Here is a 15,172-nt window from a genome sequence, read left to right as displayed (position 1 = left end):
TCAAATTTCGTTATGTCTTGCATTCTGCCTTTAAGGAAAACATCTTTAAGGATAAGGGAAAAGACATTCATTTTTTATTGAAGACATAAAGGATATTTATGGTTTCTTCATCTTGGGATCTTGGCAGTCTTGGCGTTTTTGAAGCGGTCGGGCGTTTGGAAAATCTGACCCTTGCGGCGCGCGAACTGGGCATGACTCAACCAGCGGTCAGCTATCAAATAAAACGAATGGAAGACCGGCTGGGCGTTTCACTATTCGCAAGACGCGCACGAGGCGTAGAAATATTGCCCGAGGGACGCATACTTTATGAGGCAGTGCGTCTTGGCCTTGATGGAATCGAAGAGGCCATTCAGCAAATCAGACGCAGACAACGGACACCGGGGCTTCGGATAGCCACGGATTATGGCTTTGCTGCCTTCTGGTTGATGCCGCGTGTCGCAAAATTCCGTCCGAAATATCCAGAGGTGGATGTTCGCATCACAGCATCATCCATGTTGCAGCCGCTTGATCACAGAGAGGCAGATATCGCCATTCTGTTTGGTTCACGGGAGGACTTTCCAAAAGACGCGATTGCTTTTGTGGGAGAGTCCGTTGTGCCGGTCTGTTCCCCCGGCTTTCTCGATCAGCACGGGCCGTTTCCGAATGGAAAGGGGTTAAGATCAACAGCACTTTTGCATCTCGATACCTTGCAGGGTGATCGTTGGTTTACGTGGCAGACCTGGCTTGATGCGATTGACGAGGAAATTGACGACGGTAATTATGGGCTGGTGTTCAACACCTATAATCTGGTGCTAGAGGCGGCAATTGCCGAACAAGGGGTAGCCCCCTTGGGTGGGCCGGACTGATCGACGGAGCGATTAAACGGGGGCAGCTTGTTCCTGCTTGTGATGTGACCCTCAAGAGTAAGAAAGGCTATTGGCTGGTATTCAATCCCGATATTTCGGACGCCAGCAAGGCATTGTGCATGGAACTGCTTGAATCTGAGCCAAATCTATAAAAACTTGAATGCAAGGCCTGAGATCAACGCTTTGACATAGCGTTGCTTCTGAAAGTTACCATTGAGCGATATGCGCTTTATAGCCGTTGGCTTTAAAGCGTCTGATCGCTGCAAAACTGCTGGCTGAGTCGTAACGGCTGCCACAAAGCCAGCCTTGGCTGTCATTTCTATTTCTCGTTGGCCGACCGCCGAGCACCAACCGTAAGGGTATGAGAATGATTTGGGTCGATAGCCGACACAGTCCTCAATTGCAGCGGTTGATCCATCTATTTCGTGGGCAAGGCGTTCTTCATTCACACGTCGAAGGTTAACATGCGCGATCGTGTGTCCGCCAATGTGAACGAGCGGATCGTTCGCCAACGATTTTAGCTGTGCACGGTCCATAACCAGGTTTTCGACAATTACATGCGGATCAATGTTGCATTGCGTGGTTGCAAGTTCGTCAACACGCCGAACAGCCTCATCTTCATCAAAAAAACGAACAAATGCAGCTAATCTGTCAAACGCTGCATATTTTTGCGCTACCGTTTCGGTGCGTATTGTCTCCAGCCCTTTACCAAAATCGAACCTGATCTGCGGATTATTTCTCAATAGCACTTCTGTCGTTTCCCACCAGATTGTATGGGTACGATCGACAAAGCCCATTGTCGGAAAAACTGTATAGGGAATACCAAACTTAAGGAAAATCGGGGCTGCAATCTCTGCATTGTTTCGATAACCATCGTCGAATGTGAAGGCCACAAATTTTCGATCATCGAAGCGGTCTGTGAGGAGTCCAGGCAAATCATGCAGATGAACGGGCGTTAGGCCAGCTTCAAGCACAGTTTGAATTGTCTCTGTAAGAAACTCAGGTGTAACCGTCAGAATGGAATTGGGCTGAAATCCATCAGTCTGGTTTGGGCCAACATGATGCAATGTGAAGACCACGCCGCGTCCGCCAGCAGCCGGAAAAATTTTACCCAGACCCGAAAAGGCAATTGCGTTCAAGCCGGCCCGGATAGCTCCATATCGCATGTTTAGCCTGAAAGATTGCAAACACACCATGTTCGAAAACGCTCCCCCGCGCACTGACATACGTCAAGACTACAAGAATGCAAGATCAGTGTTGGATGCTTGTGCATCTTTGAACTCTCGTTGCAGCCATTCCATAAACACGCGCACGCGTGGCGAAAGCTGACGCTCTCGTCTGTAAAGCAGCGAAACAGGCGTCGGCTTTGGAGGGAAATCCGCAAGCACTTCAATGAGTTCTCCGGATTCCATCAGCTTTGTAACATGATAGATCGGAACTTGGATCAGGCCTAACCCTAGGCGCGCAGCCGAAACATAACTTTCGGCCGCATTGACTGATATCGGCGCAGGCAAACTGATCTCGACGACCCTACCCGCGACTGCAAACTCTAAAGGTAGCAAACCACCGGTCGATGTTGAGTGAAATCCAACCATCTGATGACCGTGTATCAAACTGTCAGGATGCCTGGGCATCCCATGGCGTTCCAGATAGGCTGGAGAAGCCAGCGTGATCTCTTTTAGCAAGGCAACGCGGCGAACAATCATGTCGCTATCCTGCAGTATGCCGGCTCTCAACACACAATCCATGCCTTCACGGACGAGATCGACGAAACGGTCGCCTTCACTCATGTAGATTTCAATTTCGGGGTAGGTTTCGAAGAAGCGCGGCAAGGCCGGTAGAAGAAAATGGCGGGCAAGCGTGCCATGCACATCAATGCGCAATATTCCTTTCGGCTTGGTTCCTGCAAAGGCGCCTTCCGCGTCTTCCAATTCTTCGATAATAGAAATGCAGCGCCGATAATAAGCTTCACCGTCAAGTGTTGGGCTTACATGACGGGTCGTGCGCTGAAGCAGACAGACACCAAGACGCTTTTCCAGCTGCTTGATCGCATCCGTTACAGTCGATCTTGGCAGCCCCAAATCTTCCGCAGCAAGTGTAAAACTGCGTCGTTCTGTAACCCGGGTAAAAACCCGCATGGCATCAAATCGGTCCATAATATTATTCGCCATATTCGGATAGTGATGCCGAACTATGCATGATTATCCGGCATTATAGAAGCGCTATGTTTTGTCTCGAACGTGGAGCGTTCATTTCTGCCAATCGACGCTCAAACATTTATTTTCAACGCGCATCTCTCTTTGAGATGCGTTCCAAAAGGAAGTTAAGCTAATGCCTGCAAACAATGACAAGGTTGCAATCGTTACGGGTGCATCACGTGGCATAGGTGCTGCTATCGCACGCCGAATGGCAAAAGATGATTTCACTATTATCGTCAATTATGCAGGTAGCAAGAAAGCAGCCGAAGAATTGGTGGCTGAGATTATCCACTCCGGGGGCCACGCGGTTGCGCATCAGGCAGATGTCAGCGATCCGGCATCCGTTAAGCACATGTTTGAAAGCGCTGAATCCACCTTTGGTGGCGTTGATGTGCTGGTCAACAATGCTGGAATTATGAAGCTTGCTTCTGTGAAGGATGGTGACGATTCAGTTATCGAAAGCCAGATTGCGATCAATCTCAAAGGCAGCATCTATACAATGCGGGAAGCGGCCCAGCGCCTGCGTGATGGTGGACGTATTGTCAATTTCTCGACAAGCGTGGTGGGTCTGAAGCTTGAAAATTATGGTGTCTATGCTGCAACGAAAGCTGCCGTTGAAACGCTGACAGCAATTCTCGCAAAAGAACTGCGCGGTCGCGGCATCACTGTCAATGCGGTCGCGCCCGGGCCAACAGCAACAGATTTGTTCTTGAACGGCAAATCCGACGACCTTATCGAGCGGTTGGCAAAAATGAACCCGTTGGAAAGGCTCGGAACTCCTGAAGATATCGCTGCAGCAGTCGCGTTTCTGGTGGGGGAAGACGGACGTTGGATTAACGGTCAGGTTCTACGTGCAAATGGCGGAATGATCTGACTTCCATTAGGTAAAGAGCGAGGATTTCCCTTGCTCTTTACTCTGGTTCAAGCTTTGCCCGTCGTGGCATTCCAAAGCGGCTCTGCAATTTTGGCCATGAAAATCACAATCAGCGAACCAAGCACAAAACCGAACACACCATCTGCAAAGGCTGTTGCAAACCAGTTTACGGTGCTGGCGAGGCCTGTTGAAACATAGGCTGCCAGGTCGGCGGCAGTTTCCGTAATCCACGCAAAAGGCTGATGAACGCCCAATCCGTGCAACCCATGGATAAATATATTGCCCCCAACCCAGAGCATTGCAGCTGTGCCAATGATTGTAAGCACTAACAGCAGCTTGGGAACCGCGCGAACTGTAAAACGTCCTAATGCCCGTGTAGCCGAAAGACGACCCTTTCGCGCCATTAACACGCCGAAATCATCAAGCTTTACGATAACTGCTACAACGCCATAGACCAGAACGGTAATCATGATGCCAACGACTATAAGTGTGGCAAGCTCGATCCAGATTGAGTTGGTTTCAATCATCGAAAGAGCCAGCGTCATGATTTCAGCGGAAAGAATGAGATCGGTTTTAATGGCGCCAGCGACGCGCTTTTCTTCAAGCGCAGTTGGGTCTTTATCCTCTTGAGAGCCATCTTCATGTTGGTCTTCACCAGGAAACAATTTATGCCAGACCTTTTCGGCACCTTCGAAACACAAATAGGCACCGCCAATCATCAAAAGCGCGGTAATTGCTATTGGTAGAAAATAATCGAGTGCCAGAAGAACAGGAATAAGCAGAGCTTTATTTCTAAGGCTGCCCATTGCAATTTTGCCGATCATTGGCAATTCACGTGCAGCCGTTATGCCAACCACATAATTGGGTGTGACTGCAGCGTCATCAATCAATACACCGATGGTTTTGCTGCCCGCTTTTGCGGCGTTGGCGGATATATCGTCCACTGATGCCGCAGCAATTTTTGCTATCGCTGCAACATCATCCAGAAGGGCAAGAAAGCCGCTCATATAGTCTCTCCGCTTCAAGCATTTCCAGCAAAAGTGGGAAGCGGTCCCAACGATCCAGTCCTAACTTGAATCGCGGTAACGCGCCATCATCTGAGCGCAGAACCTGTCATCATGTGACAGGGATAACGCTTCCAATAAATCTACATTGCAGACTTGCATATAATTCGGCAAGTCATACACAGCGCTCGTCTCAGGGTTTTCCAGTGGCTTAGCGTGTTTTAGTTTACGTACTCAAACGAAAAAAGGCGGCTAATGCCGCCTTTCATGCTTAGAAACTCTGATTGCTGTCGGCTTTACCGTGCAGCAAGGATACCCGCGATAAGACCGGTTGCAGCAGTGACCAGCAAATACTGGTTATCTACCTTTACCCAATGCTGGCCGCGGCCTGGCTTGCGAAGACCATATCGCTTGTAATCGCGAATTTCCTGATGACGACGCCAGTCACTGTAGCGTTCACCACGCGACCAACGCTTGTGCCCCTGATCCCGGCGATCATAGCGCTGGAACTCCTTACCATGTGATGGACGAGCAGGCTCTACACGATTGTAACCGGGCTTACGTGGTTGATGGTAATCCTGAGCCTGTGCAAGAGGCGCACCAACAAACGAAAGAGCAATGGCGGCGAGAACGGCTTTCTTAATCATGGAACACTCCTTTTGTGTTGATACGAATGTATCGTCGCTGGAGTGAACGCGAGATGAATAAATTAGGATCCAAACATTAAATAAAATCAATGTGATTAGAATAGAATTGGGCGACATTTAAAGCGCGTGGCTTTCAATGTCGCCCTTGGAATGCGTGGCCCATACTACTCATACCAGAAACAGAGCGAGCGGTACGAGTATAAGAAATGCAGCTGCAACGCCTGTTTCAATCTTCGAATATAGCAACATGCTAGCCTCCATCATGGTTAATGACAGATGAACAACGCAACTGTAGCGATTTGGTTCAATCAGGCTTCGAGATAAGCGATAACTTTTATGAGATGCCCCGACGGGTTGGGCTTCAGAAACACCATCGGCAAAACCCGAACGATATTCCGCCCAAAAAAGGGTTATTGTTTAATGATCATAATCATTTACGGCCTAAATATTTGATAATAATGTTCAGAGGCTCGATGTTGAGCGGGTGGGTAATAATCATGAAAAGAATAAAAATTGCGGGCGCCGCATCGGCTGCCCTGTTTATGCTTGTCGGTGTAGCGAAAGCAGATGATCTGGTCTTTGACCTAAAGAATGGTACGAATTCTGTTCTGACGCATTTTTATACTTCTCCAGTTGGCGTCAACAACTGGGAAGGCGACGTTTTTGGACAACAGGTGCTCAATCCAGGCGAAACAATCGAAATTACAATCGCCGACGGTCGTCGCGTGTGCAAATACGACATGCGTTTTGAATTTCAGGAAAGTGACGATCTGGACACGACGACAGACACGCAGAACCTTTGCGAGCTCAGCACCTATACCATCGAGGAATAGAGCATGTCGCGCTCAAATGGATTCATCTGGCGTTCGCGAACATGCCGATAATTAAAGGAAACTAGAGCGAGCGCCATTGGTGCGATTGAGCGCGACACGCTCTAGGTTTAGTTTTGGGCGGGGAATAGCGGCTGGACCTGAAAGTCCAGCCGCTTTTTTTGATCTGTTTCAGATCCCTCTCCCCAGAGCTACCACGGCGCTGCGCATGGCTTTGGAAATAGCTGCGAATTTGAGCGCCTGCCAATAGCGATAATCATTGACCAAAGTGGCAGACAGCCAGCAATCGCCACGATTGCCGGCGCGTTCCCAGCCCATAAGGCCGGCGTCGCGTGCGCGAGCGAGAATCCGTGCCGTGTTGCTTTGTGACATTCGATATCGGTTGGATATGCCGTTTGATGTCACCTGCCCTATCCATATACGGTCGCCGGAAAACTCCCAGGGTGCACGCGAAGCGACATCGTGCAGGATATTGTTTCCAGATTCCGCGCGCGTAAAATTTGCGATGCTCGCCACAGGCCTGCACCAGTCGCTGTTGTGCAAAACTTCGCGGGTCATAAGCGGCTGAGCATATCGTAACAATTCAGGCTTCGTCTGCATAAGTAGAGCGCGATTGCCGCCGTCCATCAAGTCCAATGCAGCAAGATGTGTCGTCAGCCACAAATGGATCAGCGCTTCCGTTTCCGGCTTCGCACGGAACAATTGCTGTCGGCGATCAGAGGTCGGAATTGCCTCGAGCAACTTATAGTGGCGAGTTTCCTGCAGAAATGCCAACGTCGTGTTTTTGCTGGCAATAGGTGTGCCTTTAAGAAAGTTAAGCAGGTTCGTCGGCGAGATAGGTGGATTATCCGGATTGGTTACATGTTCGAAATGGACGGCAAACGTCGCTTGACTGAGCAACCATTTCTGCATGTCGGAAAGATAACGTACTTCGCGCGGCAATCGAGCTGTGATTGCGAGAAGTTCTTTTGCGGCAGATGTAAGACAATCACCGAAGCGCGGGGAATAGCGCAACTCGGATGCTTCGAAAGCCTGAGGCAGAACGCTCAATTCTTGAATGGACAACGCGGCTTCCATGATTGTAACTGCATCCGAAATTTGCAGGTGGCTAAGTGCCTGATATTTTAGCTCAATCGTATACAGCTTTTGGAACCAGATTTAAGCAGGTCTTTTCGTCGCTTTGACAACTCTGCAAACCTTCAACTTGTCCAGAAAATATGCTTGCTTTGGTTCAGCATCACAAGGTACCGCATGACAGATATTCCAACCCCTGCAATTCATACCCGCAAGAAAAAAATCATTGTATTTGACACCGAGACGACGGGGTTATTGCCCTATGATCGAATTATCACGCTTGGCGCAGTGAAGATTGAAGGTGATGAGCTACTAAGCCAGTCGCTCTATTTGATTTTCGATCCCAGAAAAGACAGCTCATCGCAAGCCGAAGCGGTTCATGGCTTCGATAACTGGATGACACGCTATCAGGATCTGTTTGCTGATCGCGCAAGCTCATTACACCAATGGTTCAGCTGGGCAGACGAACTGGTCGCCCACAACGCTGAATTCGATATGCGTTACATTCAAAGAGAATTTCGCAAAGCGGATGTTGAGATGCTTACTCAGCCGGTTCGTTGCACAATGATGCGCGCCAGGCTCCTCTGGGGAGGCGAATCCGCCAAGCTGGACCATTGTCTTTCCAGAATTGGTTTGTCGCGCGTAGGAGCCCGCCACGGCGCTCTGGAGGATGCTTATTTGACGGCGGGGCTTTACTTGCATCAACAAGGATCAAGAACGCCGTTGCCGCCAATAAATGCTTGGCAGGAACCAGAGAATATAAAGCCCTACCCAAGTCGTCCTTCGGGTCAGCTTCCTCGTCGAGCACCAAAGCGCAGGCAGGGAGGTGTGGACCTCTCCGAATGATCACGTTCCGACACCTGCATTTAATTCGACAAGGTATGGCCGCTTAGGCTCTATGGCCCGGGGGAGAACGAGTCGTATTCCTGTAGTTGTTTTGTGCGAGCTTCGATCACGCTCGCTCTACAGCCGGGATAATGAAGCACTTGACCTTCCCTGCCCCAATCGCCATTTGCGTAGAAATTGCAGGACGATTCCTTATAGCTATTCCACAGCCGCTGCTCAGCCAGCAGGTCAGTTTTGGTTTGCCCGTCGGCCTGCCCATAAACTTTCTTCCACGCAGCATTCAGCTTATTATCAGCGCGCTTTAACCAGTCACCACCACACTGCCCCCAAGCAGTATTGGTTCCATCGGACTGCTTAATGCACTTGTCATAGACACTATCCGCAGCAACCGGCGAAACGGAAAAGGCGATAACAGCAGCAAGAATAGATCTTTTCATAGTGCCCACCCAGTTAATCTTAGTATTAATAATGTAGTTATGCATCCCCAAGTCAAGAGATAATAAAATCCCTGCCAGCTACTGAGCTGACAGGGCAATATTATAGATTGATTATTTTAAATATCTCTAATTGTGAGACTCCCGTTTTTTGGGAATGAAGTAGCGATTACCGCGGTCGCGATAGTGCCTCTCAGACCTATGATGACGCTCGCCTCTCCAGTCGCGGGACGGTCGATCGCGATGCCAGCGAGGCGGTGGCGGTGGTGCATTGCGACGCACACGTACACAGCGTCCACGACGGTCCGTTACACGGCCTGGTCCACAGCGATAATCGACTTTATGCGTCAACCCGGTCTGATTGGTCGGCTCTGGCATGGAAACAGGCGCTGCATTCGCGCCAAATGAAAACATAGCCATGGCAGCGGCCAGCGAAATCACAGAAAGCTTCATATCTTTCTCCATTCATGAGACTTGGCGATGTTGGATAGGATAGTCGAACAACAGGATACGATGTCATCACTTTGTATTTTCAACATGCCGATATCGTTGATGTTTTCGAAATTGGAACCTCATCAGCGCTTACGAAGAATAAGAAAATAAATCAGAATCACGGCGACCAATGGAACGCCAAACAGCCACATCACACCTGCGGTCAGCATATTTCTCTCCTGCTTACGTAGAGATATAACTGCGAGGATAGCAATCCGGTTCCACGCTTGATGAAACAAGCTGCGATTCTATAAAGTAAAATCTGTTTGAGATTGTTTTGTAGGCAAAGAAGCGAATCATTAGTTCGATCCATAACCATCGATCAATGATCGCGAGCGTGTCTAATGCCACTTATATATTTGAAAACGGAACTGATATGATTTTGAGCCTTACAGATAAACTTAGTCTCTCCAAATACTTACAAGAAGTAAGTGGCTCCCCGGGCCGGATTCGAACCAGCGACCAACCGGTTAACAGCCGGTTGCTCTACCACTGAGCTACCGGGGAAGAGGTGCTCGTTGCGTCAGCGAGGTGGCGTATAGCAGGAGGATTTCTGATTTGCAAAGCCCTAATTTCGATTTTTTCCAACTTTTTGCATTCTGATCGTGAAACCCTATATTCTCTGGTACGTTTCTAGATACGAAGCGCCCCATTTTAACCTGTGAGAAATGTCGAGTGACCGAAGAATACGAACCCAAACCACGAAAACGCGCAATTGTGATTCTTGGAAAGCGAATCCCGATGCCGCAATCGGTCATGATGCGACGAACACTTGGCGGTTCACTCGTCGTCGGTGGAGCATTGGGATTCTTACCGGTCCTCGGCTTTTGGATGTTGCCGCTCGGTTTAATCGTCTTATCTCACGACTCTCATCGCGTACGTCGCTTGCGACGCAGAAGCGAAGTTCACATCTGGCGCAAATGGCTAAAGCGCGGTTCGACGACGACGGCAGGTTAAGAGCGTCATTGCCAACGGTTAAATAACAGACGCTCTCCGTTTGTCCCTGTTCAGGGCGTGCGGTATCTTAGGTGTGAGCTCCGGCGCCTAATCTCACCAGGTGTAAGGCGTCTGTATTTCCGCAATGCTGTTGTGAGGTGGCTCTGGCTTGAGAAACTTAATCGTGCCGCGATGGTGCTGATTGGCATATCTGTTTCTCTCAGCCATCGCTCGGCCTCATCCAGCCGCAAGCTCATGAGATACTGATGTGGGGTTTGTCCGAAGCTTTCCCGGAAACGCGTTGCAAAGTGCCCCGCTGATATACCCAGTGCCGAAGCCATATCAGGTACTGACACTGGTTCACGGAACTTATCTTTCAAATAAGCTTCTATTTGACGAGCTGCATAGCTGCTGAGGCCGGCTGGCGTCACCATTGAAGATTGAACGATCATCGCATTTCGCTGCAAAAGATGGACAAGAACAGAATAAAGGGAGGCAAGATAGTTTTGCTCTCCACCTGCGGGTTCCATCAACTGCTCTATTACAAGCTGGCATACCTGCAGACACTGCTTACTAGAGAAATTAACAATCTCGGCCACCGTAGACACAGCATCTGTCCCGCTCTCTTTATCAATCTCGACCAAATTGCCAGCTATTGGGATAGTTAGCTGCAAATACTCCGCAGCTTCTGTCCACCAGATTTCCAAGGTTTGGTTGGCGGGAATAACGAAAGCGGTTCCAGCGGTAAAACTAGACACTAGTTCTTCACCACATCCAGGTTTCCACTTTAGATTGCGCACAGGCTCCAGCAAAATCACTGCGCAATTTTGATCCGAGGAATAAGTATGCTGGCCGAATTCAGTCATGCCATAGGTGAAGCGACTTAGTACACAATCCACCATTCCGGGGTGCAGATTTGATCCCACTCGCCCTTGTGTACCAGACACAAGTTCATGTAAATTATTAATATTATCAGTATTTGAACGCATCCCTGTCCCCGTCTCAAAAAATCAATATGAGAATGAATTCGAGTGTATGCTCGTCGTTGATCACGGAATTTACTTGTACAGTTGATATAAAAATCGTCCGAAACGTCCTTAAGTCCTACGTACCCGCCATGCGCGAAGTTACACAATATTAATTTGAAATACAATTTATAGGTGCATTTCCTAGCAAATATTTGTGACCAAATAAATTCGGTTCTTTTGCAAATGATTTGCAAAAGCGCTTGTGAGTCGCCATTATCTAATTTATGCAATTGCAAATTATTAGCATTAAGGAGATGGGAATGATTCGACCTTTCATGCGGGCTTTCACCGCTGGCCTTGCCGGGAGTGTGTTGTTTTGTGCAGTATCTGGAGCTGCCTTGGCAGCTGAAAAATTCAAAGCTGTAACCACATTTACAGTGATTGCGGACATTGCACGCAATGTTGCAGGTGACGCGGCAACGGTTGAATCAATTACCAAGCCAGGCGCTGAAATTCATGAATACCAGCCAACGCCCGGCGATCTTATAAAAGCGCAAGATGCCAAGCTTATCCTGTGGAATGGTCTTGGGCTGGAGCTATGGTTCGAAAAATTCTTCTCACGCCTGAAAGACGTGCCGAGTGCCGTTGCGTCCGACGGAGTTGTGCCGATGGATATCAATGAAGGCCCATATAGTGGCAAACCCAATCCCCATGCGTGGATGTCCCCAACCTCGGCTCTCATCTATGTCGACAATATTCGTGATGCCTTTGTAAAATATGATCCGGAGAATGCGGAAACCTACAAGGCGAATGCTGAAAATTACAAAGCCCAGATTAAAGCTGCAATTGATCCGATCCATACCGAGCTTGATTCAATTCCGGCAGACAAGCGCTGGCTGGTGACGAGTGAAGGCGCGTTCTCTTATCTCGCACGAGATTTCAACCTGAAGGAGCTGTACCTCTGGCCGATCAATGCTGATCAGCAAGGCACGCCACAGCAGGTTCGCAAGGTGATTGATGCCGTGCGCGAGAACAACATTACCGCTGTGTTCTCTGAAAGCACGGTTTCCGCCGCTCCAGCAGAGCAAGTTGCGCGTGAAACTGGGGCGAAATACGGCGGTGTCCTCTATGTTGATTCTCTTTCAGAAGCCGATGGCCCCGTGCCAACATACCTTGACCTGCTGAAAGTCACCTCGAGCACAATCGCAAAAGGCCTCAAACAATGAATGTTCCGATCAGTCATCACGCTGAAAATCTCGCCGCGCTTGAACAAAGCGCGGCTAAAGGTTTGAACGTGAAAGATGCGACTGTAACCTATCGCAACGGTCACACTGCCTTGCGCAATGCGACGTTCAATATCCCGACCGGAACGATTACAGCACTTGTGGGTGTGAACGGTTCGGGCAAGTCGACTTTGTTCAAAGCTATTATGGGCTTTGTGCGCCTCGCCAAAGGTGAAATCACAATCCTTGGCGTGCCGGTTAAAGAAGCGCTCAAGAAAAACCTTGTCGCTTATGTGCCACAAAGTGAAGAAGTTGACTGGAACTTCCCTGTTCTGGTCGAAGACGTCGTCATGATGGGGCGTTATGGCCATATGGGCATGATGCGAAATCCCCGTCGCGCTGATCACGAGGCGGTCGAGACCGCCTTGCGCCGTGTGAACATGCTCGAATATCGCAAGCGTCAGATCGGTGAACTCTCGGGCGGCCAAAAGAAGCGTGTGTTCCTTGCCCGCGCCCTTGCTCAGGATGGCCGCGTAATCCTACTCGATGAGCCATTCACTGGTGTGGACGTGAAGACGGAAGAAGCAATTGTCACACTTCTACGCGGACTCCGTGACGAAGGTCGCGTGATGTTGGTTTCAACACATAATCTAGGCAGTGTACCGGAATTCTGTGATCGAACGGTTCTGGTTAAAAATACCGTGCTCGCCTATGGCCCAACGGAAGAGATTTTCACGCAAGCCAATCTAGAAAAGACGTTTGGTGGCGTTCTGCGCCATCTGGTTTTAGACGAAGCAACCAAACAAAATCGCTCAGCTGTCGGCGTAATTACCGATGATGAGCGCCCTTTCGTTCTCTACGAGCAAAATGCAAAGGGACACGATTGATGGCTCTTCTGCTCGAACCGTTTCACTACGGCTACATGATAAATGCGATGTGGGTTTCTGCCCTTGTTGGTGGTGTTTGCGCGTTTCTTTCGGCCTATTTGATGCTTAAAGGCTGGTCACTCATCGGTGACGCCCTCTCCCACTCCATCGTTCCGGGCGTTGCGGGTGCCTATATGCTGGGCCTGCCCTTTTCCATCGGTGCATTCTTCTCCGGTGGGCTTGCGGCGGCGGCGATGCTGTTTCTCAATCAGCGCACCAAGCTCAAAGAAGATGCAATCATTGGGCTTATTTTCACAGCGTTTTTCGGCCTTGGTCTTTTCATGATTTCGCTCAGGCCAACCTCGATCAGCATCCAGACAATTGTGCTTGGCAATATTCTCGCCATCACCCCCGGCGACATCGTTCAATTAGCGATCATCGGCTTCGTGTCGCTCGCATTGCTTCTGTTGAAATGGAAAGACCTCATGGTGGTCTTTTTTGATGAAAGCCATGCGCGATCGATCGGCTTGAAGCCAACCGCACTCAAAATCATGTTCTTCACGCTGCTTTCGGCCTCAACGGTTGCAGCAATGCAGACGGTGGGCGCATTTCTTGTCATCTGCATGGTCGTGACACCAGGTGCGACGGCTTATCTTTTGACAGACCGTTTCTCACGGCTTTTATGGATTGCAGTCATTATCGGTGCGCTGACGAGCTTTATCGGTGCTTATGTCAGCTATTTCATGGACGGGGCCACTGGTGGGATTATCGTCGTGTTGCAGACACTCGTTTTCCTCACTGTGTTCTTTCTCGCACCAAAACATGGAATGCTGGCGGCCAGAAGACGCGCCGCAAGCGCATTGCGGGAGGCGCAGTCATGAACTGGTTTGACATGCTTTTAATGCCATTTCAGTTCGATTTTATGGTCTATGCGCTGATCGCTTCGGTGCTGATTGCAATACCAACCGCCCTGCTCTCATGCTTTCTGGTGCTTAAAGGCTGGTCACTGATGGGCGATGCTATCAGTCATGCTGTTCTGCCGGGCGTCGTTATTGCCTATATGGTGGGACTGCCCTTTGGCATCGGTGCTTTCGTCGCAGGCATGATTTGCGCTCTGGCAACCGGATTTCTCAAAGAAAACAGCCGGATCAAGCAAGACACAGTGATGGGCATTGTTTTCTCCGGTATGTTCGGGCTGGGTCTCGTGCTTTACGTATCGGTACGTGCAAATGTGCACCTAGATCACATTCTGTTCGGTGATATTCTGGGCATCAACACGGGCGATCTTATCGAGACAGCTATCATCGCTGCGGTGACAGCCGGCGTTCTCATCGTCAAATGGCGCGATTTTCTGCTTCATGCATTCGATCCGGCGCAAGCGCGTGCGGTCGGATTGCCGGTAAGGCTTCTGCATTATGGGCTTCTGTGTCTCATTTCGCTGACGATTGTCGGTGTTCTAAAAGCAGTCGGCATCATTCTTGCCATCTCTTTGCTCATCGCGCCCGGCGCAATCGCTTTTCTGCTCACCCGCAGGTTCAGCAGTATGATGATTGTCGCAGTCGTTGTTGCAGTCTTTTCATCATTCATGGGTGTCTATCTGTCTTTCTTTATCGACAGCGCCCCTGCTCCTACAATCGTTCTGCTGATGACCCTAATTTTCATTGTAGCGTTTCTGTTCTCGTCTTGGCGCACCGCCCGAACAGAAGCACGACATGATGCTGAAACGGCCTGAATGAATTACCTGTAGGCTGTCTTAAAGCGCGACGCATGTCTTTATCCCAAAACTGGTATCTGCTTTTGGGACACATGCCTAACGTATCGGAACAGCTTGCGTGCAGCGTGGACAGCTTTACAAAGCTGTCCACGTTTTGCGCACCTGCGCAGCGCCAGTCATACGACTGTTATAAAACCTCGTTAGATAGCCATATCAACGGG

17 protein-coding genes and 1 tRNA gene are annotated in these 15,172 nt (G+C 49.6%); 9 read left to right on the top strand and 9 right to left on the bottom strand.

The features are described 5' to 3' along the window. Window positions 1-98: 98 nt before the first annotated feature. Window positions 99-845 carry a LysR family transcriptional regulator gene (locus OIV19_RS04335; RefSeq protein ID WP_264230780.1) on the top strand — a complete coding sequence of 249 codons (747 nt, stop codon included), beginning with the start codon at window positions 99-101 and terminating at the stop codon, window positions 843-845. A gap of 146 nt (window positions 846-991) precedes the next feature. Here the strand turns inward: OIV19_RS04335 and OIV19_RS04330 are convergent, their stop codons facing one another. Both OIV19_RS04330 and OIV19_RS04325 read right to left on the bottom strand, forming a co-directional pair. After that, window positions 992-1,984, bottom strand: coding sequence for a polysaccharide deacetylase family protein (locus OIV19_RS04330; RefSeq protein WP_319637581.1), 993 nt, complete (start codon window positions 1,982-1,984; stop codon window positions 992-994). 96 nt (window positions 1,985-2,080) lie between these two features. Further along, a complete protein-coding gene (locus OIV19_RS04325) occupies window positions 2,081-3,001 on the bottom strand; it encodes a LysR family transcriptional regulator (protein ID WP_151092233.1) in 921 nt (306 codons plus the stop codon). Window positions 3,002-3,176: 175 nt separating this feature from the next. Here OIV19_RS04325 and OIV19_RS04320 point away from each other — a divergent pair, with 175 nt between their 5' ends. Next, on the top strand, window positions 3,177-3,917 hold the full coding sequence (locus tag OIV19_RS04320) for an SDR family oxidoreductase (protein ID WP_264230778.1): 741 nt from the start codon (window positions 3,177-3,179) through the stop codon (window positions 3,915-3,917). Window positions 3,918-3,964: 47 nt separating this feature from the next. Here OIV19_RS04320 and OIV19_RS04315 read toward each other — a convergent pair whose 3' ends face one another. Both OIV19_RS04315 and OIV19_RS04310 read right to left on the bottom strand, forming a co-directional pair. Continuing rightward, on the bottom strand, window positions 3,965-4,924 hold the full coding sequence (locus tag OIV19_RS04315; protein ID WP_191793248.1) for a DUF808 domain-containing protein: 960 nt from the start codon (window positions 4,922-4,924) through the stop codon (window positions 3,965-3,967). 293 nt (window positions 4,925-5,217) lie between these two features. Continuing rightward, window positions 5,218-5,568 (bottom strand): RcnB family protein, encoded by a 351-nt coding sequence (locus OIV19_RS04310; RefSeq protein WP_151092224.1) that lies wholly within the window; start codon window positions 5,566-5,568, stop codon window positions 5,218-5,220. A gap of 497 nt (window positions 5,569-6,065) precedes the next feature. Between OIV19_RS04310 and OIV19_RS04305 the strand changes: the two genes are divergently transcribed. Then, window positions 6,066-6,401, top strand: a complete 336-nt coding sequence (locus tag OIV19_RS04305; protein ID WP_151092220.1) for a hypothetical protein — start codon at window positions 6,066-6,068, stop codon at window positions 6,399-6,401. A gap of 168 nt (window positions 6,402-6,569) precedes the next feature. Here OIV19_RS04305 and OIV19_RS04300 read toward each other — a convergent pair whose 3' ends face one another. After that, window positions 6,570-7,463 (bottom strand): hypothetical protein, encoded by an 894-nt coding sequence (locus OIV19_RS04300; RefSeq protein WP_151092216.1) that lies wholly within the window; start codon window positions 7,461-7,463, stop codon window positions 6,570-6,572. Between the two features lie 186 nt (window positions 7,464-7,649). Between OIV19_RS04300 and OIV19_RS04295 the strand changes: the two genes are divergently transcribed. Then, window positions 7,650-8,318 (top strand): 3'-5' exonuclease, encoded by a 669-nt coding sequence (locus OIV19_RS04295; protein ID WP_264230777.1) that lies wholly within the window; start codon window positions 7,650-7,652, stop codon window positions 8,316-8,318. A 50-nt stretch (window positions 8,319-8,368) separates the two neighbouring features. On the opposite strand, the gene OIV19_RS04290 is transcribed toward OIV19_RS04295, so the two are convergent. The 3 genes from OIV19_RS04290 to OIV19_RS04280 form a co-directional block, all read right to left on the bottom strand. Further along, window positions 8,369-8,755, bottom strand: a complete 387-nt coding sequence (locus OIV19_RS04290; protein ID WP_151092212.1) for a lysozyme inhibitor LprI family protein — start codon at window positions 8,753-8,755, stop codon at window positions 8,369-8,371. A gap of 126 nt (window positions 8,756-8,881) precedes the next feature. Continuing rightward, the gene (locus OIV19_RS04285; RefSeq protein ID WP_095444367.1) at window positions 8,882-9,205 is read right to left on the bottom strand and encodes a hypothetical protein; all 324 of its coding nucleotides are present in this window, start codon (window positions 9,203-9,205) and stop codon (window positions 8,882-8,884) included. 471 nt (window positions 9,206-9,676) lie between these two features. Continuing rightward, window positions 9,677-9,751, bottom strand: a tRNA-Asn gene (locus OIV19_RS04280). A gap of 168 nt (window positions 9,752-9,919) precedes the next feature. Between OIV19_RS04280 and OIV19_RS04275 the strand changes: the two genes are divergently transcribed. Beyond that, entirely contained in the window at window positions 9,920-10,201 is a 282-nt protein-coding gene (locus OIV19_RS04275) for a hypothetical protein (RefSeq protein WP_095444366.1), read from the top strand. A gap of 50 nt (window positions 10,202-10,251) precedes the next feature. Here OIV19_RS04275 and OIV19_RS04270 read toward each other — a convergent pair whose 3' ends face one another. Beyond that, window positions 10,252-11,169 (bottom strand): AraC family transcriptional regulator, encoded by a 918-nt coding sequence (locus OIV19_RS04270; RefSeq protein ID WP_264230776.1) that lies wholly within the window; start codon window positions 11,167-11,169, stop codon window positions 10,252-10,254. 299 nt (window positions 11,170-11,468) lie between these two features. Here OIV19_RS04270 and OIV19_RS04265 point away from each other — a divergent pair, with 299 nt between their 5' ends. The 4 genes from OIV19_RS04265 to OIV19_RS04250 are packed head-to-tail and all read left to right on the top strand — an operon-like array spanning window position 11,469 to window position 14,969. Beyond that, window positions 11,469-12,374, top strand: coding sequence for a metal ABC transporter substrate-binding protein (locus OIV19_RS04265; protein ID WP_264230775.1), 906 nt, complete (start codon window positions 11,469-11,471; stop codon window positions 12,372-12,374). Beyond that, entirely contained in the window at window positions 12,371-13,258 is an 888-nt protein-coding gene (locus tag OIV19_RS04260) for a manganese/iron ABC transporter ATP-binding protein (protein ID WP_264230774.1), read from the top strand. The genes OIV19_RS04265 and OIV19_RS04260 overlap by 4 nt, the downstream gene beginning before the upstream one ends. Beyond that, the gene (locus OIV19_RS04255) at window positions 13,258-14,118 is read left to right on the top strand and encodes a metal ABC transporter permease (RefSeq protein ID WP_095444363.1); all 861 of its coding nucleotides are present in this window, start codon (window positions 13,258-13,260) and stop codon (window positions 14,116-14,118) included. Before OIV19_RS04260 ends, OIV19_RS04255 begins: the two co-directional genes overlap by 1 nt. Beyond that, a complete protein-coding gene (locus OIV19_RS04250; RefSeq protein ID WP_095444362.1) occupies window positions 14,115-14,969 on the top strand; it encodes a metal ABC transporter permease in 855 nt (284 codons plus the stop codon). The genes OIV19_RS04255 and OIV19_RS04250 overlap by 4 nt, the downstream gene beginning before the upstream one ends. Window positions 14,970-15,172 lie beyond the last annotated feature (203 nt).

This window comes from Brucella sp. HL-2, from assembly GCF_025846885.2.
Lineage (GTDB): Bacteria > Pseudomonadota > Alphaproteobacteria > Rhizobiales > Rhizobiaceae > Brucella > Brucella quorumnocens.
The sequence above is the reverse complement of the archived record's forward strand: the minus strand, read 5'-3'. Positions and strand labels throughout refer to the sequence as shown.

Bases quoted from the DNA above. Each gene is read 5' to 3' on its own strand.
- OIV19_RS04295 (WP_264230777.1), top strand. From the start codon at position 7,650: ATGACAGATATTCCAACCCCTGCAATTCATACCCGCAAGAAAAAAATC.
- OIV19_RS04335 (WP_264230780.1), top strand. From the start codon at position 99: ATGGTTTCTTCATCTTGGGATCTTGGCAGTCTTGGCGTTTTTGAAGCG.
- OIV19_RS04265 (WP_264230775.1), top strand. From the start codon at position 11,469: ATGATTCGACCTTTCATGCGGGCTTTCACCGCTGGCCTTGCCGGGAGT.
- OIV19_RS04270 (WP_264230776.1), bottom strand. From the start codon at position 11,169: ATGCGTTCAAATACTGATAATATTAATAATTTACATGAACTTGTGTCT.
- OIV19_RS04310 (WP_151092224.1), bottom strand. From the start codon at position 5,568: ATGATTAAGAAAGCCGTTCTCGCCGCCATTGCTCTTTCGTTTGTTGGT.
- OIV19_RS04320 (WP_264230778.1), top strand. From the start codon at position 3,177: ATGCCTGCAAACAATGACAAGGTTGCAATCGTTACGGGTGCATCACGT.
- OIV19_RS04260 (WP_264230774.1), top strand. From the start codon at position 12,371: ATGAATGTTCCGATCAGTCATCACGCTGAAAATCTCGCCGCGCTTGAA.
- OIV19_RS04315 (WP_191793248.1), bottom strand. From the start codon at position 4,924: ATGAGCGGCTTTCTTGCCCTTCTGGATGATGTTGCAGCGATAGCAAAA.
- OIV19_RS04255 (WP_095444363.1), top strand. From the start codon at position 13,258: ATGGCTCTTCTGCTCGAACCGTTTCACTACGGCTACATGATAAATGCG.
- OIV19_RS04285 (WP_095444367.1), bottom strand. From the start codon at position 9,205: ATGAAGCTTTCTGTGATTTCGCTGGCCGCTGCCATGGCTATGTTTTCA.
- OIV19_RS04325 (WP_151092233.1), bottom strand. From the start codon at position 3,001: ATGGACCGATTTGATGCCATGCGGGTTTTTACCCGGGTTACAGAACGA.
- OIV19_RS04290 (WP_151092212.1), bottom strand. From the start codon at position 8,755: ATGAAAAGATCTATTCTTGCTGCTGTTATCGCCTTTTCCGTTTCGCCG.
- OIV19_RS04250 (WP_095444362.1), top strand. From the start codon at position 14,115: ATGAACTGGTTTGACATGCTTTTAATGCCATTTCAGTTCGATTTTATG.
- OIV19_RS04305 (WP_151092220.1), top strand. From the start codon at position 6,066: ATGAAAAGAATAAAAATTGCGGGCGCCGCATCGGCTGCCCTGTTTATG.